The following is a 25,167-nucleotide window of genomic DNA, read 5'->3' on the forward strand; positions in this document are numbered from 1 at the left end:
GGGTGGGTGGACGCCGGGCGGGTACCCGGGCGGCTCCGGCACGAACAGCTGAGCGGCGCCCGGCGGGCAACACGCTTAGCTTGATGAATAGCAGCAAAAGGAACAAATAGGGCTGAAGGAGTCGACAGATCGTGACGGACGTATCGAGCAAGGGCCCCGCCCCGGACGACAACCGCGAGACGCTCACCAACCGGCAGGGCCACCCGGTCTACGACAACCAGAACCAGCGCACCGTCGGCGCCCGCGGCCCGGCGACGCTGGAGAACTACCAGTTCCTGGAGAAGATCAGCCACTTCGACCGCGAGCGCATCCCCGAGCGCGTCGTGCACGCCCGCGGCGTCACCGCGTACGGCTACTTCGAGGCGTACGGAAAGTTCGGCGACGAGCCGATCAGCCGCTTCACCCGCGCCAAGCTCTTCCAGGAACCCGGCAAGCGCACGGACGTCGCGGTCCGGTTCTCCACGGTCATCGGCGGCCGCGACTCCTCCGAGGCGGCCCGCGACCCCCGCGGCTTCGCGGTGAAGTTCTACACCGAGGACGGCAACTGGGACCTCGTCGGCAACAACCTCGGCGTCTTCTTCATCCGCGACGCCATCAAGTTCCCCGACGTCATCCACGCGCTCAAGCCGGACCCCGTGACCTTCGAGCAGCAGCCCCGGCGGATCTTCGACTTCATGTCGCAGACCCCGGAGTCCATGCACATGCTGGTCAACCTCTTCAGCCCGCGCGGCATCCCCTCGGACTACCGCCACATGCAGGGCTTCGGCGTCAACACGTACAAGTGGGTCAACGACGAGGGCCGGACGCTCCTGGTCAAGTACCACTGGATGCCCAAGCAGGGCGTGCGCAGCATGACCGAGGAGGACGCGGCCAACGTACAGGCCGAGGGCCTCGGACACGCCACCAAGGACCTGTACGAGGCGGTCGCGCGCGGCGACTACCCCGAGTGGGAGCTGCTCGTCCAGGTGATGGAGGACGGCGACCACCCCGAGCTGGACTTCGACCCCCTCGACGACACGAAGACCTGGCCCGAGCAGGACTTCCCGCCGAAGCCGGTGGGCCGGATGGTGCTCGACCGGATGCCGGAGAACTTCTTCGCGGAGAACGAGCAGATCTCCTTCGGCACCGGCGTGCTCGTGGACGGCCTGGACTTCTCCGACGACAAGATGCTGGTCGGCCGCACCTTCTCCTACAGCGATACCCAGCGCTACCGGGTCGGCCCCAACTACCTCCAGCTGCCCGTCAACCAGGCCAAGAACGCCCGCGTGCGCACCAACCAGCGCGACGGCCTGATGACGTATCACGTCGACGGCGGCGGCGAGAACCCGATCGTCAACTACGAGCCGTCCATCACCGGCGGCCTGCGGGAGGCGCAGTACCCGACCCACGACGAGCAGGGGCCGGAGATCCGCGGCAGGCTCACGCGCAAGCGCATCCCGCTCACCAACGACTACCTCCAGGCCGGTCAGCGCTACTGCCTGATGGAGCAGTGGGAGCGGGACGACCTCGTCAAGAACTTCGTCGACCTGCTCTCCCAGTGCCCCCGGGAGATCCAGGAACGGATGGTCTGGCACTTCCTGCTCGTCGAGAACGAGCTGGGCCTCAAGGTCGGCGAGGGCATCGGCATCACCCCGAAGGACGTGGCGCACCTCCAGCCGCTGGCGAGCCAGGACCTGACCGACGAGGACCGCAAGCGGCTCGCAAACCTCGGCGAGAACCCGCCGCGCGACGTGAGCGGTCTGACGATGACGCACTGCGTCCCGAACGAGCGGCACGAGGTCACACGCTGAGGCGTTGAGACTCCGGTACCGGAAGCGGCCGGCCGGCCCGCGCGGCTGGCCGCTTCCGGTGCGCGCCGGTCAGCCCTCGGCGTTCTCCTGCGTCCAGGTCCAGGCGTACTGCAACCAGTCGGCGAGCGTCATGGCGCTCAGCGCCGCACCCACCAGCCGGGCGCCGCGAGGCGCGAGGACGTACGCCCCGACGAGACCCGTCGCCGACCACGTCGACGCGCAGAACGGGCAGGTCACCAACTCGCCCACCGCCTGCTTGACGGCGTTGCCGCCCAGCGGCTCGTCCATCACCTCGCCCGCCTTGGTGTCCTCCACGCGGCGGGTGACCGGCGCCCGCAGAAAACCGGTGATCTTGGCCTTGGTGAGCAGCCGGGCCGTCTTGTACGTCGCGACACCCAGGAGCAGCACGTCCCACGGCGGCACCCGCTCCGGCAGGGTGACCCCGCGCCGCCGCGCCAGCACCGTGAGGGCGCCGGTGGCCGCCGTGAAGGCCGTGGCGAGGGTGGCGTAACCCGCGAGGGGCACGGCTTCCTGCTCGTCGTAGCGCCGGTAGCCGCGGCAGCGGTGTTCATGGGTTTCGTCGGCCGTCATGGCGCCTCCAGGGGGAGCGGTGAGTCTGATGAGAGGTGGTGGTTCCGATGGCACGACGCACGACGTACGCGGTGGCGGCCTCCGGACAGTGGGTCGACGAGGAAGAGGGGCGTCGGCGGCTGCCCGCGGGCGAGGCGCACGCGTGGCGGCCCGGCCGCAACGAAACCGTCTGCGGTCTCTCCCTCGCCACGTCGCGGCTGACGCGCTTCCCCCACGTGCCGTGGACGGACGCCCTCCCGGCCTCCGGCGGCGCCGCCGACCGCGTACAGCGCCTGTGCCCGAGGTGCGCGTCCGTGGCCGGCCGGACCGGCACCGACGCGCGACCTCCGTGGCGGCGGGAGAACCCGCGTCCGTGAGGGGGGCCGGAAAGGGTGGTCCTGGGGCTGGGGGTGCGGTCGGTGCCCTGCGGTGCCCCGGCCGACGCCGCCCGGCGCGTCGGCGTGGCGGTGCGCGGGACGATGCCGTCCGTCGCCGTCGCCGTCGCCGTCGTCGGAGCGTCGAGCCTCGCCGGTCCGGCGCCCCGCGGCGGCCGGAACTCGCGCGCCGCTGTCGTAGGCCGAAGGGCGGTGATGACGCCGGGCCTCACCGGCCCGGCATCCCGCAGCGGCCCGGCCGCCTTGGCCCCGGCCGTCCGCCTCGCCCAACGAGAGACGCCGCCCCGCCCCCACTGGCCCCTCAGCCCCGCTCATCCGGCGCCGGTGGCAGGTCCTCGTCGGGGATGACGTGGACCGCCGCCTCCTCGGCGGACGCCGCGCCGCCGTCGATGCCCTCGTCCGTCGCGACGACCTCCTTGGTGGTGTCCGGGTGCGCGCCCTCGTCCGGGGCCACCAGACGGCCCGCGCGGTCCGCGCCCGCCTCCGGGTCGATCGGCTCGCCTTCGCCGCCCGGCAGGTCGCCGATGCCGTCCCCGGCGTGCGGCTGCGTGTCGGGCACCTCCTGCCGCAGCCGCTCGTCGAGCGATTCGCCCTCGTGCTGCTCGGCCGCCGTGGTGCCGGTCTTGGTGACGCCCAGCGGCTTCTCCGGCGGCGAGTAGCCCTCGTCGAGCATGTCGTCGTAGTCGCGCTCGTCCAGCGCGTCCTGGAGGTCCAGCGGTGCCGCGTCCTCCTGCTCCTCGTTGTTGCCGGTGGGCTGGTAGGCGTCGTCCGCCATGGTCTGGTCGTCGCTCATGACTTACCTCGTGCTGTGTGGTCCGGATGGTCGCGCTCGTTCCCTGATGGTCGCGCGCTGGTCTTCCGAAGTGCCCGCGACACACTCCTCCAAACGATCTGGCCGCGAGGCCTGTCCGACGATGATCAGGGCACTCTTCGGACGTGGCGAAGAGAACGTATCGGGACATACAAGAGAACGTATCGGGATATATCTGAACGTATCGAACAGAGAAAGTGACCTCTCGGATGAGCAGTGCGGACGACAGCGCGGCCGACGACCTGCCGGTCCTGCGCACCCTGCGGGAACTGGCCCGCCTCGTGGAACGGCACGAGGGCCTGTACGTACGCTGGTCCCGCGGACCCGCGACGGACCTCGGCAAGGTGATGAGCAGGGACGACCTGACGGGCGTACGCATGCCCGGCCTCTCGGCCAACCCCCTCGGCGTCGAGCCCTGGTGGGAGGACCGGCCCGTCGAGCTGTGGGTGGCGCGTCGGCTGCACGACTACTCGCACCTGCCGCGCGAGAAGGGACCGGGAGTGCGCCCCTGGGTCCTGCTCGGCCACGAGTGCGCCCGTGGCCCGGACAACGAGCCGCTGGTCCAGGACGTCGAGCCGCTGGCCTGGATCGACGCGAAGATGATCGACGAGGCCCGCGAGGAAGTGGCCCGCGCGGCAGGCCCCTGGGGACCACTGCGGCGTACGAGCGACTGACAGGGGCGCGCCCCCGGCACCGGGGTTGGTGCCGGGGGCGCGCCATGGTCCGGCCGGTCGGCGGTCAGCGGGGGCCGGCCCGGTAGGCCCGCGCCCTGCCGCGCCCGGCGGATTCCGACTTGTCTCCCGCGCGGGCGGCCATGGCGGCGACCAGGCCGAGGAGCAGCATCACCGCACCGGTGATGACGTTGCTCCACACGGACCTCGTGGTGTTGACGTCACCGGCGATGACCCACGGGGCGACGATCGTCCACACACCGAGGGCGCAGCAGGCCCACGCCATGCTGTGGGTGCGCTCGTAGGCCCGGCCGAAGCCGCCGCTCATGAGCAGGGCGTAGGCGAGGCCGACGATCAGGTTGGTGACCGTCAGACGCGTCAGGCCGTTGAAGCCCGCGATCCACGGCGAGGCCGCCAGGTAGAGGCCGGTGAGGAAGGCCATCGTCTCGACGGCCTGGACCTTGGGCGTGCTCGCCGCGCGCTCCGCCATCTCGTGGCGTTCGCGTATGTCGACGATGTCGGGGTGGGTTTCCATGGAGGACTGGGTCCTGGGGGACGTTGATGACATGACGTCCACCTCCAGCTGAGTGGTGGTTCGGGGTGCGTGGTTCGGGGTGCGGACGGGGCCACGCGCGTACCGCTGTCGCGCGGCCGGACCAGGACGGGGACTCGGGGCAGCGGGTGGGTTCGCGGCAACTGCCCGGGCCACGGGGACTATCCGGTGCCGTGTGGGTGCTGACCGGAGCGCGCGCAGCCCTCCAGTTGGTGCTTCGACCCGTCGTCCTTGCGCGGCCTCACCGGGTTGCTGCCTCGGTATCGGTCCACGGCAAGCACCTCCCTCTCTCGCGGGCACGGGGTGCGCGGGGCGTCCCTATGCCGCCTCCTGCATAGCCGGTACCCCTCGCAAAACGGGGCAAACTACCTCGCATGCCTCGCGGATGATCCACGACGACCTCCGCATCCGCACGGTGCGGTGACGCAAGCGGCCCATGGACCGCACCGGTCGGGTCAATTGTCGCGCCCGGTGGACCATCACCGCCACGCGAGGGCAGGCATGACAGAGGGCTCCCGCACATTTCCGCGGGGGTGGACCGCCGCAGCAGGGGTACTCCGCCCTCCACATCTCTCACCGAGGAGAGCACGCCATGACGTTCAATCCCCTGGAACAGCGGGGCATCCCCCTGGACCGCCAGCTGCGCAACTGGCGCGAGCTGAATGTCCAGCCGATCGACCCCGACCACTGCGATCCGTACACCCGGTGCCGGATCATCACCATGAACGGCATCGAGGTCGAGGCGATCCTCTTCAGCCACCAGCTCGCCCGGAACACCGTGGACCCGGAGGTGAAGCGGCAGCTGGCGAGCGTGCGCTACATCGAGGCGCAGCAGCAGAAGGCGGTGAACTGGCTGCTGCCCGGTGTGTCGTCGGTCCTGGAGACGACGATCGCCTACGAGCAGGTGGCCGTCGACCTGACCGCCTGGATCGCCCGCATGGAGCCGGACCCGTACCTGAAGCAGGCGTACCAGTTCGGTGTCCTGGAGGACTTCGACCACCTGTACCGGTACGCGAACCTGTACGAGATGATCGAGCACCGCAAGGCGGAGTCGATCGTCGACGGGCTGACCGAGGTCATGCCGGGCCGCCCCACGAAGTACCACCACCGTGACCCGGTCGACAACGTCCGCGACCCGTACGACAGGACCGCCACCGACCCGCTCTCCAAGCTGCACGCCCTGACGGTCCTGTCGGCCGAGCAGCAGACGATGAACTTCTACATGAACACCGGCCCCACCTACATGGAGCCGATCGCCCGCCAGCTCTACCAGGAGATCGGGCTCATCGAGGAGGAGCACGTCACCCACTACGAGTCCCTCGTCGACCCCGGCGAGACGTGGTGGGAGCAGCTGGTCAACCACGAGTACAACGAGTGCTACCTCTACTACTCCTTCATGGAGCAGGAGAGCGACCCCAGGGTCAAGGCGATCTGGGAGCTGCACCTGAACATGGAGCTGGAGCACCTGCACATCGCCTGCGACCTGATGCGCCGCCACGACGGCCGCGAGCCGCAGGAGGTGCTGGCGCCGCAGCTGCCGAACGTCCTCACCTTCGAGCCGAACAAGCAGTACCTGCGCGAGCTGCTCGACACGCAGATCGACCTGACCACGCTCGGCGCCGGCTACGTCCGCGAGGCGCACGAGCGGTTCGAGGCGATGCAGGAGCAGATCCACGGCGGTGAACAGCCGCCGAGCGAGCGCGTGATGGCGCAGCACGACGAGATGTTCGGCCGTGAGTACCGCGTCCAGTCCGAGGGGGAGCACCCCGACCCCTCCCAGCGTGAGAAGTGAGGCGGACATGTCCACCCTCCACACCCCCCACGCCGGGGACGACCACGCCGCCGACGATGACGTGGTCTCGCTGCTCATGCGTCAGCACGGCGACATCCGCAACCTCTTCGACGAGGTGGAGCAGACCACGGGCGAGGAACGGCGTGACGCCTTCCGTCGCCTTGTGCGGCTGCTCGCCGTGCACGAGACCGCCGAGGAGGAGGTCGTCCACCCCTTCGCCCGGAGCTCCCTGCCCGGCGGCGGGCAGGTCGTCGAGGACCGCCTCGCCGAGGAGCGGGCCGCCAAGGAGACGCTCGCCGCGCTCGACGACACCGACACGGACGACCCGAAGTTCATGCCGCAGCTGATGAAGTTGCGCAGGGACGTGCAGGAACACGCACGCGCCGAGGAGCGCTACGAGTTCACGCACATCCGGCGCGGCACCGATCCCGCGAAGCTCGCCACCATGGCCAAGGCGGTCAAGGCGGCGAAGGCCATGGCTCCGACCCGCCCCCACCCGGGCGTGGAGTCCGGCGCGGCGAACATGGCGCTCGGCCCGGTCGCCGCGCTGATGGACCGCACGAAGGACGCCGTGCGCAAGGCGATGGGCAAGGACGGCTGACACGCCGCCCGCGGTTAAACCGGTGGCTCCTCAGCGGCCTCATGGCCCACACTCGATCGCAGACGGTGACGGAGCGCTTCAGCGCGTAGCGGAGGACGCCGTCAGTCCGAGCGCGACGAGAGAGGGGGACCCCATGACGAAGCCCGTGCGGGTGGAGTACGTCTTGAGCAAGCCCAGCGCCCCGTCGTGGTGGAGGCGGAACCGGCACCTGGTCCTGCTGGTCGTGGGGCTGATCGTCGGCGCGTGGCTCGTCGACGGCGGACCGGGCGGCGCGGCCGCGCCCGCTCCCGACCAGCCGCGGCCGGCCCGCTCGACGGTCTCCGGCGACCGCTGAGAACGCGAAGGGGGAGCGGGGCGGAACACCGCCCCGCTCCCCCCACAAGCGCTCAGCCCCTCTGGACCGGCGTGACTCAGACGAGTTCCGGCTGCGGCTCCAGCGGCTTCGCGGGCGCGGCCTTCGGCTCCCACAGCCTGGCGGTCCGCAGATAGCCGTAGACCACCGAGGACATCGCCACAAGGAGAAGCGGTCCGAACAGCCACGGATACCTGGCCATTTCCATCGGCAGAAAGCGATAGGAAAGCAGGAACGCGGTGAAGACGACCGTGCCATAGGCGACCAGCTGAATTCCGGCTCGGTCCCAGCCCCGGTCGTACGCGCGCAATGCCGCGTCGATCGTGTACGCGAAGACCACACCGGCGACGATATCGGCGCCGTAGTGATATCCGAACCCCAGCGTCGCGCCCAGCGTGGCGATCAGCCAGAAGACGCCCGCGTACCGCAGCGCGCGCGGGCCCTTGCGGGAGTGGATGAAGATCGTCGTGGCCCACGCGGTGTGCAGGCTGGGCATGCAGTTGCGCGGGGTGATCTCGTTGAACGGCATGTGCTGCGGGGTGACCACCGAGGGCGGGGTGTTCGGCCACAGGTTCGCCACGGCCCAGTGCCCGCCGTCGGCGCCGTACGCGAAGATCGGCCCGACCACCGGGTAGATCATGTAGATGCCCGGCCCGAGGAGGCCGATGACCAGGAACGTGCGCACCAGGTGGTGGCCGGGGAAGCGGCCCTCGGACGCGACGTTGCGCAGCTGGTAGAGCGCGACGACGACCGCGGCCACCGCGAGCTGGATGTAGACGTAGTCGAGGACGTGAGCGCCGACCGCACCCGTGGCATCGACGATCTTGCCCGCGACCCACGAAGGGCTGCCGAGCGCGTGGTCGGCGGTCGCCACGTACTGGTCGAGCACCTGCGGGCGGGTCTTCGACGTGATGAGCAGCCAGGCGTCACCGGTCTTGCGGCCGGCCACGAGCAGCAGGCCCAGACCGACGCCCTTCAGCAGCAGGACGCGTTCGGGGCCGGTGCGGCGCGTGACGGCGATGACCGCACAGCCGATGATCACCCACAGGGCGCCGTTGCCGAACATCATCTTGGCGTCGACCGCCCACCGCACCAGGAAGAAGACGATGTCGATGCCGACCGCTGCGCCGATCGCGATGAACCGCTGCCGCCAGGGCAGCACCACCAGCATCAAGGCCATGCTGGCGTACAGCAGCGGCCCCGATTTGGGAGCGAATATCACCTCGCGCGCCTGGTTGGTGATCGGCCCGGGCACACCGTAATGGCGCGCGGCGATTTCCAGCGCGATGAGGAAGGCGAGGGTCACCACGGCCGCCGCGGTCCACAGCATCGGCTTTGGCTTGCGCCATGCGGCGAACAGGCTTCTGAGGTTTTCGCGCGAGAGTATTCGCGATGATGTAGTCAGCAATTGTCTGGCCGATGTTTTCTGGAGAAGGGCGGAGGTCGGGGCGGGCATCGTGGCTCAGGTCATGTTATAGGAGCGGTCGGGCGGGTCCGGCGGGTGCGGTCGCCGCCCGCGGGGGTGCTCAGTGGAGGCCGAGAAAGATGCCGCCCGGGGCGTGGAGGCCGTCGTTGTTGAGGTGGAAGGCGCGCAGCGAGCGGGCGATCTCACGCTGCGAGAGGTAGGAGTCGCGGTCCAGGTCGAGGCGCTGGAACACCAGCGGGGCGTCGTCGCGCGAGACACCCCTGAAGTCGAGGTACGCGGCGAACTCGTCGCTGCTGATCCTCTTGTCGCCGTCGGAGTCCAGGACCGCGAAGAGCGCCTTCGCCAGGTTCTCCAGCAGGTCGGGACGGTCCGTGTCGTAGCCCACCGCGCGGTGGGCCGCGACGTACTCGTCCTGGGACAGCCGGAACCGTCCGGGCGTCGACTTCGCGAGAAGGCCCAGCCACTGCGCCCAGTACGCCTCCGCGAGCGCCCCGAGCCGTGGGTCGCCCGGCCCGAGCGAGTAGTTGTCCGCATACGCCTCCACCATCCGCTGGTGGTCCTCCCACGTGACGAACCCGTCGTCGTCGGTGTCCAGAACGGCGAAGAGCTGCCGGAGCCTTCGCGCGATCGGATCGAGTCTCACCATTCGTCCCTGTCCTTCCGCTCCTTGTGCCGGAGCTGCCGGAGAGCCACCGCACACGGTCGTGGTGTATCAGACGCGTCGGGGTGCCCGAAGGTTCACCGGCACAGCACGGCGAGGCGAGCGGGGAGTGCCGCCCCCGGGGGGCGAGCCCGGCTCAGACTGGTTCGGGCTGCGGTTCCGGTCGTGGCGCCGGTGCGGCGGACTCCGGCTGCCGCGGTTTGGTGGTCCGTACGTAGCCGTAGATCACCGAGGCCATCGCCAGGAGCACGAGGGGGCCGTACAGCCACGGGTGCGCGGCCATCTCCATCGGCAGGTAGCGGTACGCCACCAGGAGCGCGGCGAAGACGGCCGTGCCGTACGCGACCAGCGCGACGCCCGGCCTGTCCCAGCCGCGGTCGAAGGTGCGCACCGCCCCCTCGACGGTGAGCGCGAACACCACGCCGGCGACGAGGTCGACGCCGTAGTGGTAGCCGAAGCCCAGCGTCGCGCCGAGGGTGGCGACCAGCCAGAACGCTCCGGCGAACCGCAGCAGCCGCGGGCCCGTGCGGGTGTGGAGGAAGATGGCGGTGGCCCACGCTGTGTGCAGGCTGGGCATGCAGTTGCGCGGGGTGATCCCGTCGTACGGCACCGGGTGCGGGAGGGTGATCGGCGGCGGCGTGTGCGGCCACAGGTCGGCCACCGCCCACTCCACGCCGCCGGTGCCGGAAGTGCCCGGACCGTAGGCGAAGATCGGCCCGACCACCGGGAAGAGCATGTAGACGCCCGGCCCGAGGAGGCCGATCAGGAGGAACGTGCGCACCAGGTGGTGGCGCGGGAAACGGCGCTCGGACGCGACGTCGCGCAGCTGGTACAGGGCGACGACGACCGCGGCGACCGCGAGCTGGGCGTAGACCAGATCGAGTACGTGGGTGCCGACCGGGGCGGTGGCGTCGAGGATGCGGCCCGCCACCCACGACGGGTTGCCCAGCGCGTGATCGGCCATGGCCACGTACGGGTCGAGCACGGTCGGGCGGGTCTTCGACGTGATGAGCAGCCAGGCGTCACCGGTCTTGCGGCCCGTCACGAGAAGCAGGCCCAGACCGACGCCCTTCAGCATCAGCAGGCGTTCGGGGCCGGTGCGGCGCGTGATCGCGACGACCGCGCAGCCGAGCATCGCCCAGAGCGCGCCGTTGCCGAAGTACTGGTCCTCGGGCACGTGGGCGTCGACCGCCCACCGCACCAGGACGAAGACGAGGTCGACGCCGACCGCGAAGGCGGCCGCGACGAACCGCTGCCGCCAGGTGAGCACGACCATCATCAGCGCCAGGCCGCCGTACAGCGGCCCCGGCTTGGGCGCGAAGATCACCTCGCGGGCCTGAGCGGTGATCGGCCCCGGGACGCCGTTGCGGCGCGCGACGACCTCCAGGGCGATCAGGAAGCCGAGGGCGACCAGGGCCGCCGCGGCCCACAGGATCACGCGGGGCGCGCGCCACGCGGCGGGCCCGCTGCCGCCGGGGCCGGTGCGCGGAGCCTTCCGCGCGGATATAGGTATCAATGGTTTGACCGTTTTGTTAGATGTATTCCTTCAGCACGTGCATTGAATCACTGGCGGACGAGACATCGGTTCTCCGTGCCCCTCGCCGGAGCCGGCCCGCAAGGCCCCTTCGGGCCCTGTCCTGCCCTGTCGTCGCCGGTGCCCGCACGTTTCGGTCCACCGTGACAACCGCTCACAGTCAGTGACCACCGCTCCGAACTGGCCGAATGATCGCGAGCCCCGCAGAACCTCACCAGGACACCCGCATACGCCTGCGCGCGGTGCCTCTCGCGGCACCCGCGCGCCGTTGGCGCACCTCAACTCACCTTCTCCGTAAGCGACTTGTTCTCACGGCTCGCAATCTCCCGAACACGCTGGGGAGTTGGTGGCAGCCTCCCGTCGGGCAGCGGTGGGCGCGGTGTGACGAAAGGCGGCATCGGCTTCCCCGGAGGAGCGGCGCACCGTCCGAGTGCTGCGGTCGGCGGGGCGGCCGACGGGTGCGGTCACGGATCGCGACGCCCGCCTGGCGCATGGCCGAAACCTGTAGCCGAGCAACGGGACAATCCCGGGATTCTCTGGTCATGCGCCTCTCCAGGCACTTAAGTACCTGTCGGGCACTCGCTACCGGCCGAAAGCGAAAGCCACCGGCCAGAAGCGAAAGCCACCGGCCCGGTAACGCGCCAGCGGCCGACCGTGCCGCCCGTCCCGACTGTCCCGAGGTTCCTCTGCCTATGCTCGCCCGTGCACACCATTCAGTGTCGTGCTCACACCACCCGGCGAGCCGCAGCGCTCACGGCCTCGGCCCGCGGACGGCCCGCCGCCGCGCGCGGGAGCGCCGCCTCCCCGTGACCCCGGCCGGCGGCTCCCGGCGGCCCGCCTCGTGCCCGGCAGGCCGAGGGGTGCGCTGATGGAGAGCCCGAACCCGGCCGGCCAGGCGAACCCGGCCGGCCGAGACGCGGACCTGTACACGGCGGTGCAGGACATCCAGGCGGGTTACTGGATGCAGATGCGGCAGGTGCTGGCCCGCACGGGCAACTGGCCGCAGTGGACCTCCCGCACACAGGTCCTCGGAGTCGTCGCGGCTCAGGCCAACGTCGTGGAGCTGTGGCTGCAAGAGGAACCGGAGAGCCTCGCCGCCCGCGTGATGTACGCCCGAGTCGCCACCGAACGGGTGCTCCAGGCCCACCGAAGGAACTGGGCGCGTGACTACCGCCGGGCGGGGGACCTGGAGAAACTGGTGGCCAGGGCGCGGGACGCGTGCCACAGGGCGAGCGACGGGAATCCCGACGACGCGGTGCCGTGGATCTGCCGCCTGGCCCTGGCCGAGGCGGACACGACCGGACGCCACCCGGAGCACCACGTGGCTCCACCGCCCCACGAGTACCTGCTGCCCGCCGGGCCATGGGGCCTGCTGGGGGAAGTGCACCGACGAGATCCGTTCAACCGCGAGGCATGGCACCGCATGTCCCAGGCGCTCCAGGCCCGCCCGGGCCCGGCGGGCCGCCAGGCCGTCGCGACGGACTTCGCCCGCTGGACGGTCTCCTTCGCGCCGCCCGACTCGCCCCTGCTTCTGCTGCCCCTCTACGCCCGGGTGCAGGAGCACAGGGAGCGGCGGGACAACGGCTCCGAGGTCATGCTGAATCTGCTGTGGACCAGAGAGGACACCACCCGCGCCGTCACACAGGCGTACGAGGGCTGGTTCCGTAAGTGCGATCCGGCCACCGGTTCCCAGCTGGACCTGAACTACCTCGCGTACGCCCTGGCGAGGGGCGGCTTCGCCCAGTGGGCCACCGAAGTGTTCGACGCCATCGGCGACTTCGTCACCCCTGCCCCGTGGCAGTACGACGCCCGGCACCCCGACGGCCAGTGGCGGAAGGCGTTCGAGGAGGACCGCATCGCCTGCCGGAGGTCCCACCCGCGGCGCCCGGGAGACGGTCCGTGACCGTCGGCCGCCCGGCAGGCATCACCCGCCCCTACCCCCTGTTTCAGCTTCCCCGTGCGGAGAACCCATGACTTCGGTAAGAGCAGCGCGCCAGCAGCCGATCCCGTCCGACGACGACGGGGAGGACGCACGCATCCTCCAGTCGCTGGGCTACACCCAGCAACTCCACCGCCGTATGGGGGCGTTCGGCAATTTCTCGGCCTCCCTCTCGGTCATCTCGATCATGTCGGGGACCTTGCTGCTGTTCGGCTACGGCCTGAACTCGGGAGGCCCCGCGGTGATCACGTGGGGGTGGCTCGCCGTAGGGCCGCTGGTGCTGTGCCTGGCCGCGTCGCTGGCGGAGATCACCTCCCGGTACCCCACCAGCGGCGGCCTGTACTACATGGCCCGCCAGCTCGGAGGCGAGCGGTGGAGCTGGTACACCGGCTGGCTCAACCTCCTGGGCCTGCTCGGCGGCATCGCCGCCCAGGACTACGGCATCGCCACGTTCACCGCCGCCTGGATGAACCTCCAGTTCGGCTACACGCCGGCCCCGGGCTCCCTGCTGGCCCTGTACGCGGTCATTCTCGCGCTGCACGCGGTCCTGAACCTCTTCGGCACCCGGCTGATGAACATCCTGACGTCCCTGAGCGCGTGGTGGCACCTGGCGGGGGCCGTCGTCATCATCGGCGCCCTGACGTTCGTGCCCTCCCACCACCAGTCGGCCGGCTTCGTCTTCTCCGAGTTCACCAACAACACGGGCTGGGGCGCACCGGTCTACGTGATCCTGCTGGGCATGCTGCTGCCGGTGTTCGCCCTGGCCGGTTACGACACCTCGGCCCACTTGAGCGAGGAGACCAACCATGCCTCCGTCGCCGCGGCCCGCGGGGTCTTCCGCTCGGTGGCGGTGTCCTGGATCGCCGGCGGCATCCTGCTGACCACGCTGCTGTTCGCCGTCCAGGACTACACCGCGACCCTGGGCAGCCCGACCGGCGTACCGGTGGCGCAGATCCTGCTGGACGCGCTGGGCATGGCGGCCGCCAAGGCCCTGCTGCTGGTGATCATCGTGGCCCAGTTCCTGTGCGGTTACACCGTGACCGCCAGCGCCAGCCGGATGATCTACGCCTTCGCCCGGGACGGTGCCCTGCCCGGATCGGGACTCTGGAAGAAGATCAGCCGCCGCTCCGCCATCCCCGCCAACGCGGTCTGGCTCGCGGTCGCCGTGGCGTTCGTGCTGGCGCTGCCGTCCCTGTACTCCTCGGCGGCGTTCGCCGCGGTGACCGCCATCTCGGTCGTGGGATTCACCTCGGCCTACGCCATCCCGGTGCTGCTGCGACTGCTCCACCGCGACCGATTCACCCCGGGGCCCTGGCACCTGGGCCGCTGGAGCCGGCCGATCGGCTGGGTCGCGGTGGTGTGGGCGGCCGCGGTCACGGTGCTGTTCCTGCTGCCGCAGAGCAGCCCGATCACCGCCACCTCCTTCAACTACACCCCCGTCGCCGTCGTGGTGGCCTTCCTCATCGCCGCCCTGTGGCGGCGCTTCGGACGCGACTCCTACCACGTGCCGCGCTCCACTTCCCCCGCCGAGGACAGGCAGTTCGAGGGCATCATCTGATGACGGCTACACCGCGCGCTTCCGGCCGCGGAGCGCCGACGACCCGAACGACCCCAACGACCCCCACGATTGGCGGGAGCACGGTGACCGACCTCACGGCGTCCATCGAATCGGCACAGCAGCTCACCGTGGCCTGGCGCGCCCTGGTGCTCGACCGCGCTGCGGACGCGGATGTGCGCGACCTCCCCGGCATCGCCGTCCGCTGGGCCGACTGCCGGTTCTCGTTCTACAACTGCGTCACGCTGACCGAACCGGGGACGGGAGCCGATCTCCTCGTACGACGCCTGGGCGAGGCGGCGGACATCATGCGCGCGAAGAAGCACCCGGGCTTCCTGTGGCTCTTCGAGGACCTCCTCGACGACGAGGCACGCGCCGCGCTGCCCACGGCGGCCGCACAGGCGGGCCTCCAGTACGCCTTTCCCGGCACGGGCATGGCCGGAGACCTGCTGCCCGTCCCCGACCCGGTCCACCCGGACCTGACGTTCGCGCGGGTGCGCACCGACGAGCACCTGCGGGCCTACGCGGACCTCCAGTCGCGCGCCTACGGGTTCCCCGTGGAGGACGGCCGCGACGGTCTGGTCGGGTCCACGTACTGGAAGAACGAGATGTACGCCTACCTGGCCATGCGAGGCGGTGTTCCGGTGGCCTGCGCCGCGACGGTCGAGGCACAGGGCCGCCTGTTCGTCGCCTTCGTCGCCACCGACCCGCAGTGGCAGCGCAGGGGCTACGGCGAGGCGGTCACGCGCAAGGCCTTGCACGAGGGCGCCCGAGCCACCGGGCTGACCCGCGCGACCTTGCACGCGACCGTCGCCGGGGCCCCCGTATATCCGCGCATCGGTTTCACGCCGAACTCGCCGATGCACTTCTACAACGTGGGGGAGTGAGGCTCCAGACAGTCGCGCCGCTTGCGGACGAGTCTCGCGGCACAGAGCAGGAGCGGGGCGCGGCGTGGAGATCCACTGGCATGGCGCGCTCGCGAGGGGGGCGAGTGCCCGCCCGATAGGCTTCTGGCAGCAGCGGCCCGGCCTGGGGCCGCACCTCGCGGCGCAGGAGACAATCAACCGATGGCCAGCCGGATACCGACCTGGGCAAGTGTGTCAGGTCTTACCGTGTCAGCACTGGCTGTGGTTGCGGTACTCGCGGTGCAAGCCGAAGGGTCGTCCCATGAGCCCGCCGCGCACAAAGAACCCTCGGCGAGTTCGGGCAAGCCGGGCCGCGGCGGTGAGAAGCGGGACAGTCCTCCGCCGCTGCCGAAGGAATCGGGTGCGGGCAAGCGCGTCGTCCATTGCCTCGGCCAGGACCGGATATGGCTGGTCGACGGAAGCGGAGACAAAGACCTCGAGACCTTCCCGGTGCGGCCCGGGAACGTGCGCCCGAGTGTGGGTGAGCACAAGGTGACGGGTCTGCGGAATGCCACCGTGGGCAGTGACGGGGTCCCGGTCGTCCGGGTCGTCTACTTCTCCGGTTCCGGCGGCGCGTCGGCCGCTTTCTCCTCGGCGCGGGACGGGGCGTCGTCCGAACCTGCGGCCGGGAAGAAGACCGGAGCCATACGTCTTCGGTCCGATGCCTCCCAGAGCCTGTGGCGCTTCGCGAAACTCGGTACGAGCGTCGTCGTGGTGCGCTGACGGGTGCTGGCACGCCCCGGCGTCATGGAGTAACGGGCCGCTGCGGTCAGCGGCCGAAGCGGGCGCGGACCATGCCCAGCATCCCGTTCAGTTCGTCGACCTTCAGGCGCCGGGCGACGGCGGCGTAGCCGACGAGCAGGACGAGCCCGCCGGCCACCAGTGCCGTGGCGGAGCCCAGGACCCCCGTCCCGAGGGCGCCGATGACGAGGAAGGCGATCGTGCCGCCCGCGAGGGAGGCCGGGACCGAGGCGGCGATGAGACGGGCGTACGTGCGAACCACGCGTGCCCCGTCCAGGTCGCCGCCCAGCCGGGTGCGCAGGCGGCGCCAGGCCACCCCGACGCCGACCGCGAAGGCCAGGCACCCGCCGCGGCCTCCCCCTGATCGTCACCCGGTGCCGCCTCTCCCGTCGGTGCCGGGCGAAAGCAGCCGTGCGGGACTTGCGCTGTCAGCCGGTGGTCAGCCCAGTACGCAGCTTGGCGATGATCCGGGTGATGAGCCGGGATACGTGCATCTGTGAGCAGCCGAGGATCTCGCCGATCTGCGCCTGCGTCCTCTCCTCGACGAAGCGCATGTGGATGACCTGGCGGTCGCGTTCGTCCAGTTCGGCGATGAGCGGTGCCAGGCTGTGGAAGTTGTCGACCAGCTCGAAGCGCTCTTCCTCCACTCCGACGAAGTCGGCCAAGGCCGTGTCGGATTCGTCGTCCTTGCCGATGGCCGCGTCCAGCGAGACGGACGTGTAGCCGTTGGATGCCCGCTGCGCCTCGGCGACCTCGGCGGGGGTGAGCTGCATCAGCTCGGCGAGCTCCGCCGTGGAGGGTGTACGGCCCAGGCGCGTGCGCAACTCCTCGGTCGCCTTGGACAGCTCGATACGCGCTTCCTGAAGGCGGCGCGGCACGTGAACGGCCCAGCTCGTGTCGCGGAAGAACCGCTTGATCTCACCGGTGATGTACGGCACGGCGAACGAGGTGAACTCCACCTCGCGGGTCAGCTCGAACCGGTCGATCGCCTTGATCAACCCGATCGTGCCGACCTGGACGATGTCCTCCATCTCCTGCACACCCCGGTGCTTGAACCGCGATGCCGCGTACTTCACCAGGGACAGGTTCATCTCGATCAGGCAGTTCCGCACGTACTGGTACTCGTGCGTGCCCTCTTCCAGCTCACCAAGCCGGTCGAAGAAACGCCGGGAGATCGCCCGGGCGTCTTTGGGAGCCACTGAGGACGGGGCCACGTACGCGCGGTGTGCCACCTTCTCCACTCGGTGCGCCTGCGTCTGCTCTCCGACCGCCACAGTGACCATGCCTTCCGTCCCCTTTGTGATGGCTACTACCGCGCTTCCGGGGCATCATCTGCCCGGCATGCCGCGCTTCACACAAAATATGTACGCAGTTTCTTCACTTCTTCTGCGTCGGTCTCGAAGCTCGTCGGGCGACGGCGGGCGCACGCTCGCTGCCGGGGGGCCTACTGGTGTGGCCGCCGGGCAGTCGTGGCCGACAGTGCGAGGTCGAGGAGCTGGCCGCCCGCGAGTCCGAGCAGCAAGGGAGGGACGCGGCCGCGACCTGCGCTGGTCGGCGCGGGAGCCGGCCCGGGGTGTGGTTGACCGCTGCCAGGGAGGCGTTCTCCCGCTGGAGTACGCGAGTTGTTCGGGGTGCCGCGGTCGGTCGGGCCGCGAAGGCCCGTACGGGCCGGGGGCGCGTCCGGGCTGCATGCCGTCCGGGGGTGTGGTTGCGCCGGCATGACGGTCCGGTTCCGTCAGGAAGGCGCCGCCCGCCCTCTTCGGCAGGCGCGGTTCGCATCCACTCCGCTGTCCGCCGGATCTGGAGTTGTTGTTGTCGTCATCGCCAGGGGAGGAAGGCATGCACGGTCTTGCCCACGTCTTCGGGCAGGGTGATGGTCTGCTCGGCGATGGCGTTGATCAGGTGCCATCCAATGCCGCCCCGACCGGCGAGATCGGACGGACGGGGCTCCGGCGTTGCGGGGCTGGTATCAGTCAGAGCGACCTCGACGGTGTCGGCCACTGCGCGCAGACGGAGGCTGAAGGGGCCGGGCGCATACGTGAAGGCGTTGGAGGCCAGTTCGGTGACCACCAGGAGTACATCATCGTAGGCCTCCGGTGAGGCCGGTGGCTTCACCAGCACCAGAGCGTGAAGAAAGACCGCTGCCCTCTGGCGTGCCTGGGTCACGTCGCTCAGTTCTCCCGCGAAATTCCAGGTCCGTTCGATGACCAAGGCGCTCAGGTCGGCTTCGTCTTGCAGGTGTTTGCGTTCGGCATCCATGGCACTCCGTCTCGCTCTCGGGCTTTGCAGGGCTGCTTCTGCGGGTCTCCGATCTCCGAGCGGGCATGTCTGTCCTCTGGATGTTCGTGGGCACAGTCGGCATGCCGAGGCCTGCAGCCGACGAGGGCCGTCCCTCTCAAGGCACGAGGGCTTCTCATGCCGGCGGGAAGCCAGGTCAGGAATGCTCCGGCTGCACAAGGCCGAAGAGCGCCGGATTCGCTGTTCGATAGGGTTTTGGGGTTGCTGACTGTCTGGTCGGCGCCTATCGGGGGGAAGACGAAGCGAGGAACATGCCGGAACAAGCGAGTCCGCCTGCCATAACACCGAATGCTCCTCGGGTCGCGGCGGCCGAGGCGGCGCGAATGGCGGCGGTGCGCCGTTACGACATTCTCGACACCCCTCCGGACGGCGCCTATGACCGGGTCGCGGCGCTGGCCGCGCGGCTCTTCCAGGTGCCGGTGGCGACAGTGACGATCGTGGATGAGGACCGCATCTGGTTCAAAGCCACACACGGTTTGGAAGGCGTCACCGAGATCGGCCGCGACCCGGGCCTGTGCGCCTCGGCGGTCCTGACCGATGACACCACCGTCATCCCCGACACCCTGCTCGACCCGGTCGCCTGTTCCAACCCGCTGGTCGCCGGCCCGATGGGGGTGCGGTTCTACGCCGCCGCTCCGATCATCACGGCCGACGGGTACCGGCTGGGCACGGTCAACGTTCTGGACACCCGCCCCCGCGAGATAAGCGAGGCGGATTCGGCCACGCTCGCGGACTTGGCCGCGGTGGTGCGTGACCAGCTGGAGCTGCGGCTGTCAGCACTGCACGTGGTACGCGCCGAGCAGGAGCGCCGCAAAGCAGAGGAAGACAGGCGGCAGGCGGAGGCAGAGGCCCGTCGACGTGCGGAGCGGGACAAGGAGGCCATTGCCACTTTCGCCTCCACTCTGCAGCGCACCCTGGTGCCTCCTGCCCTGCCGGCGGTACCGGGGCTGGAGCTGGCCTGCCACTACAAGACCGCCTCCCCCCAGGAAGTGGGCGGTGACTTCTACGATGTCTTTCCCGTCGGCGGGGGCCGGTGGGCGTTCTTCCTGGGCGATGTGTGCGGCAAGGGCGCCGAAGCCGCCTCCGTCACCTCACTGACCCGCTACACGCTGCGGGCGGCAGCTCTCGTCGACGCGGACCCTACGGCCGCGCTGAAGGCGTTGAACACCGCGCTGCTGCTGGACGCGGCTGTGGGTACCCGATTCTGCACCGCCATCTTCGGCCTTCTCGACCCTGCCCGGGACGGCAGTTTCACGGTCACGCTTGCCACCGGCGGCCACCCGCCCGCCTACCATCTCAGCCCCGCCGAGAACGGCGGCGTACGGGTGGAGGCGGTCCGCGCCAAGGGCGGCATGCTGGTCGGCGCGTTCGCCGAAGCCGCCTTCGCCTCACGCACCCTGCGCCTGGCCCCCGGCCAGGGCCTGCTGCTCTACACCGACGGGCTGACCGAGGCCCGCACCGCCGACGGCCACATGCTCGCCGACACGGGCCTGACCGGCTTCCTGGCCCAGCGCTCGGCGCCGGTCAGCGCCGGCACCCTGATCGAGGACACCGTCGCTCTCCTGGACACCCTCCCCGACACCGAACGCGACGACGTCGCCCTGCTGGCCCTCTCGGTACCCACCGCAGATGCCGCTCCCGCCGGCATCACCACCACCGCTCACAGCGCCGCCGCCCCGATCGCCGACGTGTTTGTCGGACAGGAGAACCGACGCCCATGACCGCTGCCTTCCACATCGATGTTCCGCACACCGACGGTGCCCTGGCCGTGATCGCGCTGTCAGGAGAATTCGACATCGCTGCCGCGCCCGCCGTACGGACCCGCGCCCTCGAACTCATCGCCGACGGACACCCCAACCTAATTGCCGACCTGGCAGGCGTCACCTTCTGCGACTCCTCCGGACTAGGCGCCCTCATCGGCATCTGGCGCTGCGCCAAGGACGCCGATGGCTCCCTCACCCTGGCAGCCATCCCCGACCGATTGGGCCGACTGCTCAACGTCACCGGCATGGACACCATCCTGTCGGCCCACCCCAGCGTCGAAGCCGCGCTCTCCACACGTCAGCACAACCGCACCACCGCCTGACTTGCCCGTCAACCGCTGCCGGAGACGAGCAGGCTGAAGAGCTGTCCCTCAACGCTCCATTTCCCCCGCCCGGCGATGGACGCGGATACGCCGGTGTCGGCACACGTCCCACATGTGAGCGTGTGTCGTACCACTGCATCGCGCATGACGCTGATCCGCGCCACGGACGCCTCCGACACGATGGACACGGCGGCCATGCCGATTGCCGCGTACTAGGAGCGCACCGGCATGGCATCGCCCACGCTGCAGAGCTACCTCCAGGTCGGGCAGCAGGCGATCACCGAGGCGTGCCTGCACGGGCTGAACGCTCGGCTGTGTGACGACGCCGACTCACTGAGTCGGTGTGTCCGCGCATGAGGCCCCGCCCCGTCTGCTCGCGCTCGCCCCCGAGCATGCGCACGGTGACAGCGCCGAACCGGCTCATGTGGCTGGTCCTGCCGTTTTTCCAGGCCTCATTCCGGCGCACAGTGGAGTGGAGCCGGTCGGCTCTTCGGTGAGAGGAGGCACCATGTTCCGCGCCCTGCGGCGCGCACCCAGGACCGCGGCCCCTATTCGCGAGAGCTTCGGGCCGTGCACATATTCGACTCCCGTGGTCTGTGCGTTCATGTTCGCGGGGTCAGCGGGGCTGCTGCCCGTGCTGGGCTTGACCGGCGGCCTGCACCACCCGGCGGCCGCCCTGGCCGCCTACTGCGCACTGACAGCCGTCGTGAGCGTGCACGCGCATCTGCACGCGGTACCGCTCGTAGCCGCCGTGTGCTGGCTGTTCTACGACGGCTTCGTGATTCACCAGCAGGGCGAACTGGCATGGGACGGCCTCGCCGATGTGCACCGGATGGGCTTGCTCATCAGCGCCTCACTCCTCGGAACGACAACTGCCCGCCTCCATCGCGCACTGTGCTGCGGACGCGCATAGCAGAGGGTTCTTCCCGCAGCAGGCCATCGAGCACCAACGACGCGTGCCGTTCTTGGAAACGTCGTAGAAGTGCAGGTTGCACTCGAGGTTGCCGCACGGCCGGATCCGTTCGGGCCGGTCCGCGAGCAGCCGCAGTAGTCTTCGGCCGCACGGCGGCCCGCAGGGTGTGGAGCGGCGGGCAGGAGCGGTGCCCCGGCCGGGTCGCGGACGCGCTTGGATACGGGCCCGCGCCCGCCGGAGACGGCGGACCGGGTCGCAGGCGGCCGACCGGGGCCGGGCGAAACCGGGGGCGGGCGACGCGGGCGGCGACGGCTTCGGCGATGTCGTCGGGGGTGCCCTGGAAGCGGGTGATCTGCCGCATGAGGGTGGTCGCGAACGCCGGTATCTGGAGGAAGCCGGGCGGCACGTTGGACGGGTGGACCCGGCAGTGGCGGGTCTGCTCGTGCAGGGTGAGCCAGCCCTCCTGGGCCTGGCGCATGCCGCCCTGGTGCAGGCGGCGCCGCTCCATGTACCTCGGGTCGGCCGCGCGGGCGGTGGCGATGAGGTCGTCGGCCCGGTCGTCCGCGCCGCACGCCGCACACCAGGTGCGGATGTCCGCGTCCGAGGGCGCGGCCGCGCCCTTTCGGGTACGGGTGGTCTTGGCGGGATGCCAGCCGCACCGGGCGGAGAACCCCTTCCCGGGAAGGCCGGCGTCCTTGCGCAGGTGCGTGAGCCGGACGGCCAGCGCCTCGCGGGCAGCCTGAGCACCGGACGAGGGAGAGGCGGTCGTCATGAGGCGTATCGGCTGGGGGCAGCGTCGCAAACGCTGGACGCGATGACGCGTCCCACCCCAACTGCGGGCCCAGTTGACTGCGCCACGTCAGTGGTCGGCTCTTGCTGGACACCGTGCCCTCGACACCAGGTGATCGTTTGAAACGGTGTGACGATCAACGTTCGTCCGGTGCGCACTGCGGGGCGGGCCGTGGTGGCCGCCGCGCTGACGGTGCTGCTCGCCGCGGCCTGTACGAGACAGCCGCGACCGGAGCTGCCTCGCTCGGAGCAGGGCCGTGGTGCCCTGATCGCGACCGCTCAGCAGGTCCTGGTGAACGAGTGCCTGCGCGCCCGGGGCGCCGCCGGGCCGCCCCCGCGGCAAAAGGTGCTCTTCGGGTCCGGCCCTGCCGAGCTGTCGATCACGCTCGCCACCGGTCACACCGTCCGCGCCCACACCGACGGCTGCCTGGCCGAAGCCCACCGCTACCTCTACGGCAACCAGAAACGCTGGTTCGACGCCCAAGTCACCGTCGATAACCTGCGCCCCGAGGCCCAGGCCCTCCTCCGCGAAAATCCCGCCTACCGGACCGCTCACGCCCGCCGGGCCGCCTGCGACGACCACGACACCGCCTGCATCCGGGCGAGCGGCCTCGATGCGCTGCGGGCCCGGCTGGAGCCGTCCCGGCTCGCACAGGTCCGCGCCGCGCACCGTGACGACCTCATCACCTACGACCGCCTGCGCGACCGCGCAGTGCGGCGCGCGGCCGGCCTCCTGGCCGACCGCCCCACCACCGAAGGGAAAGGCAACCCATCCTCATGACCGTAAGCAAGCTGTTCACGTCCGCCGCCGCGGCCTTCCTCGTCCTCACCGGCAGTCTCGCCGCAGCGACTCCGGCCGGCGCGGCCGACTGTCCCAGCGGCCATTTCTGCGCCTGGGAACACACCGACTACCAGGGGCAGCGGGCGAACTGGCACGGTGACGACGGCTGGTGGGAGGGGCACATCGCCGACGCTGACTCCTCCTGGGCCAACCACGGCATCGTGGGACCGGGGGTCCCGTCCTTCGTGCAGGTCTACGAGGACGCGTGGCAGGGCGGCTCCATGACCATCTGCCTCGCCGCAGGCCAGGAAGTCCACTACAACGGCGTCGCCAGCGACCGCGGCGACTCCCACCGATGGGCCCACAGCTGCTGAGAGCCGGCACCGACGTCGAGCAGCGCGCAAGGACGGCGCGGCCGCGCGGCGGATTCTCCCCAGAGGGCCGGAACGGCCAGCCGGTAGCGTTCGCCTACGCGAATCGTGGGCGGAGTGTCCGGCGGGGCTTCTACAGCCAGTCTCGCTTCTTGAAGATCACGTACAGGCTCGAACACACCACTGCCATCAGCAGAATGGCGAAGGGGTAGCCGTACACCCAGTGCAGTTCCGGCATGTGGTCGAAGTTCATGCCGTAGATCGTTCCCACGAGTGTGGGTGCAAACAGGATGGCCGCCCACGAGGAGATCTTCTTGAAGTCTTCGCCCTGGAGGTTCTGACCTGGGGTTATGCGCCCGGCGGGCCCTCTGGCCTGGGCGGGAGCACCTTTCAGGCGCTTTCAGGGTTCGCCAGCTTTACGTGGTCGGTTCTCCCCCGGCGCTCCCCAGGGCAGTCCAAACTCCCCAGATTCTCCCCAGGCGTGGTCCCTCGCTGAGGGTGCAAACGGAGTGCAAACATTGCTCACCGGTTAGGCGCCGGTTCCGCGCGCCCTTCACTGTACGTGCTCGCTGAACGGGTGTGGCCTGAGTCCGTGACAGTTCATCGGCCGACTGCTTGCGGTCGACGATCTGGTCTCGGCGACAGAGCTTTCCGGACATTGCGCGTCATGAACCGGGCGGGCCGGAGGGCCGATGATGGCGTGCGGGGCGGGGCAAGCATTCGGTGGCAACGACATTCCGTCGGCTATGGCACGCCATCGGCACCCACAGGTGCGGCGTTCGTCCTCCCGCAGTTCAAGGAGGAGCAGAAGCCCGGAGGCGCGGTGCTGTTCCGGTCTCCTATCACCTGCATCGCCGACGGCGAGACGGCGACCTGACCGGTCCGCGGCACAGCAACAAGCGTGACGCCCGGGGCGTGGTCGCATTGCGCGTTCTGGGTGATCTCGCCGGTCTGCCCGTCGAGGTTCCCATGCCGAGGCAGCGGCCGACCTCTCTCCGGCGGTGGAGACGGGTTCTTCCGGCCCGCAGGCACGAACCGGCCCTGTCGCCGGCGGTCTCGCGCTGCTCACCGAGCTTGTCCCACCGCGCCTCGCGCTCGCTGGGACTCGCATAGGCCGGGGAGCGGTGCCCTCGTTGCTGTTCTGGCGCTGTATCGACAGACCCTGGCTGCGCCCAAGCTCGTAGGTTTCGCGCACCCGCTCCAGGTGCTTGGCTCGCTGCTCCCCCTCTGTGGATTTGTCGCTCTCGCGCGAGCAGCCGACGACCGCAACAGAGTGATCGCGACACCGGATACAACTCTGGTCCAGTTCCCCCTGTTCCCCGTGATCGAGAGGCCAGCGGTGGGCTCGTTGGGTCGTTTCCTTACCAGGCCGTTTCGACAGGGCTACCCACAGGGCGATGGATGTCCGCAACTCCCTTCGCGGCAGCCGTGGTTCTCGTATGGTTGCTCCGCGAGAGCATCAACTCCCTTGCCTCCTCGGCTTATTCATCGACAGGCACACCAGCCGAGGGTGCCGTGGAAGTGAGGGACTGTGGTGAACTCGCGAGGGTCCGGCGAGCCCAGGCAATCCGACCCGCCGCACAGGGGAAAGTGGGGCCAACTGGCCGCTTCGGTAACGATCCAGGTGTTGTTC

Annotated in this window: 26 protein-coding genes and 2 pseudogenes; 16 read left to right on the forward strand and 12 right to left on the reverse strand. The window is 70.0% G+C overall.

The genetic code is table 11. The annotated features are described in order from the left end of the window. The first annotated feature begins 131 nt into the window (after window positions 1–131). On the forward strand, window positions 132–1,790 hold the full coding sequence (locus tag J2N69_RS30045) for a catalase (RefSeq protein ID WP_230903490.1): 1,659 nt from the start codon (window positions 132–134) through the stop codon (window positions 1,788–1,790). A 69-nt stretch (window positions 1,791–1,859) separates the two neighbouring features. On the opposite strand, the gene J2N69_RS30050 is transcribed toward J2N69_RS30045, so the two are convergent. Continuing rightward, window positions 1,860–2,381: a DUF1360 domain-containing protein gene (locus J2N69_RS30050; RefSeq protein ID WP_230903491.1), complete on the reverse strand. Its 522-nt coding sequence runs from the start codon at window positions 2,379–2,381 to the stop codon at window positions 1,860–1,862. 47 nt (window positions 2,382–2,428) lie between these two features. Between J2N69_RS30050 and J2N69_RS30055 the strand changes: the two genes are divergently transcribed. Beyond that, the gene (locus J2N69_RS30055; RefSeq protein ID WP_230903492.1) at window positions 2,429–2,737 is read left to right on the forward strand and encodes a hypothetical protein; all 309 of its coding nucleotides are present in this window, start codon (window positions 2,429–2,431) and stop codon (window positions 2,735–2,737) included. A 319-nt stretch (window positions 2,738–3,056) separates the two neighbouring features. Here J2N69_RS30055 and J2N69_RS30060 read toward each other — a convergent pair whose 3' ends face one another. Further along, window positions 3,057–3,548 (reverse strand): DUF5709 domain-containing protein, encoded by a 492-nt coding sequence (locus tag J2N69_RS30060; RefSeq protein ID WP_230903493.1) that lies wholly within the window; start codon window positions 3,546–3,548, stop codon window positions 3,057–3,059. A 227-nt stretch (window positions 3,549–3,775) separates the two neighbouring features. Between J2N69_RS30060 and J2N69_RS30065 the strand changes: the two genes are divergently transcribed. After that, window positions 3,776–4,240, forward strand: a complete 465-nt coding sequence (locus tag J2N69_RS30065; RefSeq protein WP_230903494.1) for a DUF6098 family protein — start codon at window positions 3,776–3,778, stop codon at window positions 4,238–4,240. Between the two features lie 64 nt (window positions 4,241–4,304). Here J2N69_RS30065 and J2N69_RS30070 read toward each other — a convergent pair whose 3' ends face one another. Continuing rightward, window positions 4,305–4,772 (reverse strand): SPW repeat protein, encoded by a 468-nt coding sequence (locus tag J2N69_RS30070; protein WP_230903495.1) that lies wholly within the window; start codon window positions 4,770–4,772, stop codon window positions 4,305–4,307. Window positions 4,773–5,382: 610 nt separating this feature from the next. Here J2N69_RS30070 and J2N69_RS30075 point away from each other — a divergent pair. The 3 genes from J2N69_RS30075 to J2N69_RS30085 all read left to right on the forward strand — a co-directional run bounded on the left by J2N69_RS30075 (window position 5,383) and on the right by J2N69_RS30085 (window position 7,517). Continuing rightward, window positions 5,383–6,582, forward strand: coding sequence for a hypothetical protein (locus J2N69_RS30075; RefSeq protein ID WP_230903496.1), 1,200 nt, complete (start codon window positions 5,383–5,385; stop codon window positions 6,580–6,582). A gap of 7 nt (window positions 6,583–6,589) precedes the next feature. Continuing rightward, a complete protein-coding gene (locus J2N69_RS30080) occupies window positions 6,590–7,183 on the forward strand; it encodes a hemerythrin domain-containing protein (protein ID WP_230903497.1) in 594 nt (197 codons plus the stop codon). 133 nt (window positions 7,184–7,316) lie between these two features. After that, complete coding sequence (locus J2N69_RS30085) at window positions 7,317–7,517, forward strand: hypothetical protein (RefSeq protein ID WP_230903498.1); 201 nt, start codon at window positions 7,317–7,319, stop codon at window positions 7,515–7,517. 76 nt (window positions 7,518–7,593) lie between these two features. Here the strand turns inward: J2N69_RS30085 and J2N69_RS30090 are convergent, their stop codons facing one another. The 3 genes from J2N69_RS30090 to J2N69_RS30100 form a co-directional block, all read right to left on the reverse strand. Next, complete coding sequence (locus tag J2N69_RS30090; protein WP_230903499.1) at window positions 7,594–8,865, reverse strand: phosphatase PAP2 family protein; 1,272 nt, start codon at window positions 8,863–8,865, stop codon at window positions 7,594–7,596. A gap of 196 nt (window positions 8,866–9,061) precedes the next feature. After that, complete coding sequence (locus tag J2N69_RS30095) at window positions 9,062–9,607, reverse strand: EF-hand domain-containing protein (RefSeq protein ID WP_230903500.1); 546 nt, start codon at window positions 9,605–9,607, stop codon at window positions 9,062–9,064. Between the two features lie 151 nt (window positions 9,608–9,758). After that, the gene (locus J2N69_RS30100) at window positions 9,759–11,060 is read right to left on the reverse strand and encodes a phosphatase PAP2 family protein (RefSeq protein ID WP_230904936.1); all 1,302 of its coding nucleotides are present in this window, start codon (window positions 11,058–11,060) and stop codon (window positions 9,759–9,761) included. Window positions 11,061–12,024: 964 nt separating this feature from the next. Here J2N69_RS30100 and J2N69_RS30105 point away from each other — a divergent pair. The 4 genes from J2N69_RS30105 (at window position 12,025) to J2N69_RS30120 (ending at window position 16,278) form a co-directional block, all read left to right on the forward strand. Then, the gene (locus tag J2N69_RS30105; protein ID WP_230903501.1) at window positions 12,025–13,059 is read left to right on the forward strand and encodes a hypothetical protein; all 1,035 of its coding nucleotides are present in this window, start codon (window positions 12,025–12,027) and stop codon (window positions 13,057–13,059) included. 67 nt (window positions 13,060–13,126) lie between these two features. Continuing rightward, window positions 13,127–14,653, forward strand: a complete 1,527-nt coding sequence (locus J2N69_RS30110; RefSeq protein WP_230903502.1) for an amino acid permease — start codon at window positions 13,127–13,129, stop codon at window positions 14,651–14,653. A gap of 83 nt (window positions 14,654–14,736) precedes the next feature. Next, entirely contained in the window at window positions 14,737–15,537 is an 801-nt protein-coding gene (locus J2N69_RS30115; RefSeq protein ID WP_230903503.1) for a GNAT family N-acetyltransferase, read from the forward strand. Between the two features lie 180 nt (window positions 15,538–15,717). Continuing rightward, window positions 15,718–16,278 carry a hypothetical protein gene (locus tag J2N69_RS30120; protein ID WP_230903504.1) on the forward strand — a complete coding sequence of 187 codons (561 nt, stop codon included), beginning with the start codon at window positions 15,718–15,720 and terminating at the stop codon, window positions 16,276–16,278. 46 nt (window positions 16,279–16,324) lie between these two features. Here J2N69_RS30120 and J2N69_RS30125 read toward each other — a convergent pair whose 3' ends face one another. The 3 genes from J2N69_RS30125 to J2N69_RS30135 all read right to left on the reverse strand — a co-directional run bounded on the left by J2N69_RS30125 (window position 16,325) and on the right by J2N69_RS30135 (window position 18,555). After that, window positions 16,325–16,612, reverse strand: a complete 288-nt coding sequence (locus J2N69_RS30125) for a hypothetical protein (RefSeq protein WP_330166839.1) — start codon at window positions 16,610–16,612, stop codon at window positions 16,325–16,327. Window positions 16,613–16,724: 112 nt separating this feature from the next. Then, a complete protein-coding gene (locus tag J2N69_RS30130; protein ID WP_230903505.1) occupies window positions 16,725–17,579 on the reverse strand; it encodes an RNA polymerase sigma factor SigF in 855 nt (284 codons plus the stop codon). Between the two features lie 535 nt (window positions 17,580–18,114). Further along, a complete protein-coding gene (locus tag J2N69_RS30135) occupies window positions 18,115–18,555 on the reverse strand; it encodes an ATP-binding protein (RefSeq protein ID WP_230903506.1) in 441 nt (146 codons plus the stop codon). A gap of 290 nt (window positions 18,556–18,845) precedes the next feature. Here J2N69_RS30135 and J2N69_RS30140 point away from each other — a divergent pair, with 290 nt between their 5' ends. From J2N69_RS30140 to J2N69_RS30150, 4 genes are all read left to right on the forward strand, one after another. Then, the gene (locus J2N69_RS30140) at window positions 18,846–20,315 is read left to right on the forward strand and encodes a PP2C family protein-serine/threonine phosphatase (RefSeq protein ID WP_230903507.1); all 1,470 of its coding nucleotides are present in this window, start codon (window positions 18,846–18,848) and stop codon (window positions 20,313–20,315) included. Then, entirely contained in the window at window positions 20,312–20,680 is a 369-nt protein-coding gene (locus J2N69_RS30145; protein ID WP_230903508.1) for an STAS domain-containing protein, read from the forward strand. Before J2N69_RS30140 ends, J2N69_RS30145 begins: the two co-directional genes overlap by 4 nt. Before the next feature lie 228 nt (window positions 20,681–20,908). Beyond that, the gene (locus J2N69_RS36435; RefSeq protein ID WP_269075644.1) at window positions 20,909–21,037 is read left to right on the forward strand and encodes a hypothetical protein; all 129 of its coding nucleotides are present in this window, start codon (window positions 20,909–20,911) and stop codon (window positions 21,035–21,037) included. 151 nt (window positions 21,038–21,188) lie between these two features. Next, entirely contained in the window at window positions 21,189–21,593 is a 405-nt protein-coding gene (locus tag J2N69_RS30150) for a hypothetical protein (RefSeq protein ID WP_230903509.1), read from the forward strand. Here J2N69_RS30150 and J2N69_RS36735 read toward each other — a convergent pair. Next, window positions 21,534–21,812 (reverse strand): CGNR zinc finger domain-containing protein, encoded by a 279-nt coding sequence (locus J2N69_RS36735; RefSeq protein WP_408056924.1) that lies wholly within the window; start codon window positions 21,810–21,812, stop codon window positions 21,534–21,536. The two genes, J2N69_RS30150 and J2N69_RS36735, sit on opposite strands and share 60 nt — an antisense overlap. Before the next feature lie 61 nt (window positions 21,813–21,873). Further along, window positions 21,874–22,365: pseudogene (locus tag J2N69_RS36740) on the reverse strand (helix-turn-helix domain-containing protein); the annotation flags it as partial. Window positions 22,366–22,533: 168 nt separating this feature from the next. On the opposite strand from J2N69_RS36740, the gene J2N69_RS30160 reads away from it, so the two are divergent. Together J2N69_RS30160 and J2N69_RS30165 are read left to right on the forward strand one after the other, a co-directional pair. Next, a complete protein-coding gene (locus J2N69_RS30160; protein WP_230903511.1) occupies window positions 22,534–23,163 on the forward strand; it encodes a hypothetical protein in 630 nt (209 codons plus the stop codon). Then, a complete protein-coding gene (locus J2N69_RS30165) occupies window positions 23,160–23,537 on the forward strand; it encodes a peptidase inhibitor family I36 protein (protein WP_230903512.1) in 378 nt (125 codons plus the stop codon). Before J2N69_RS30160 ends, J2N69_RS30165 begins: the two co-directional genes overlap by 4 nt. A gap of 130 nt (window positions 23,538–23,667) precedes the next feature. Here the strand turns inward: J2N69_RS30165 and J2N69_RS30170 are convergent. Continuing rightward, window positions 23,668–23,865: pseudogene (locus J2N69_RS30170) on the reverse strand (CorA family divalent cation transporter); the annotation flags it as partial. Window positions 23,866–25,167 lie beyond the last annotated feature (1,302 nt).

Origin of the sequence: Streptomyces huasconensis, assembly GCF_021028635.1 — a bacterium.
GTDB classification, from domain to species: domain Bacteria; phylum Actinomycetota; class Actinomycetes; order Streptomycetales; family Streptomycetaceae; genus Streptomyces; species Streptomyces huasconensis.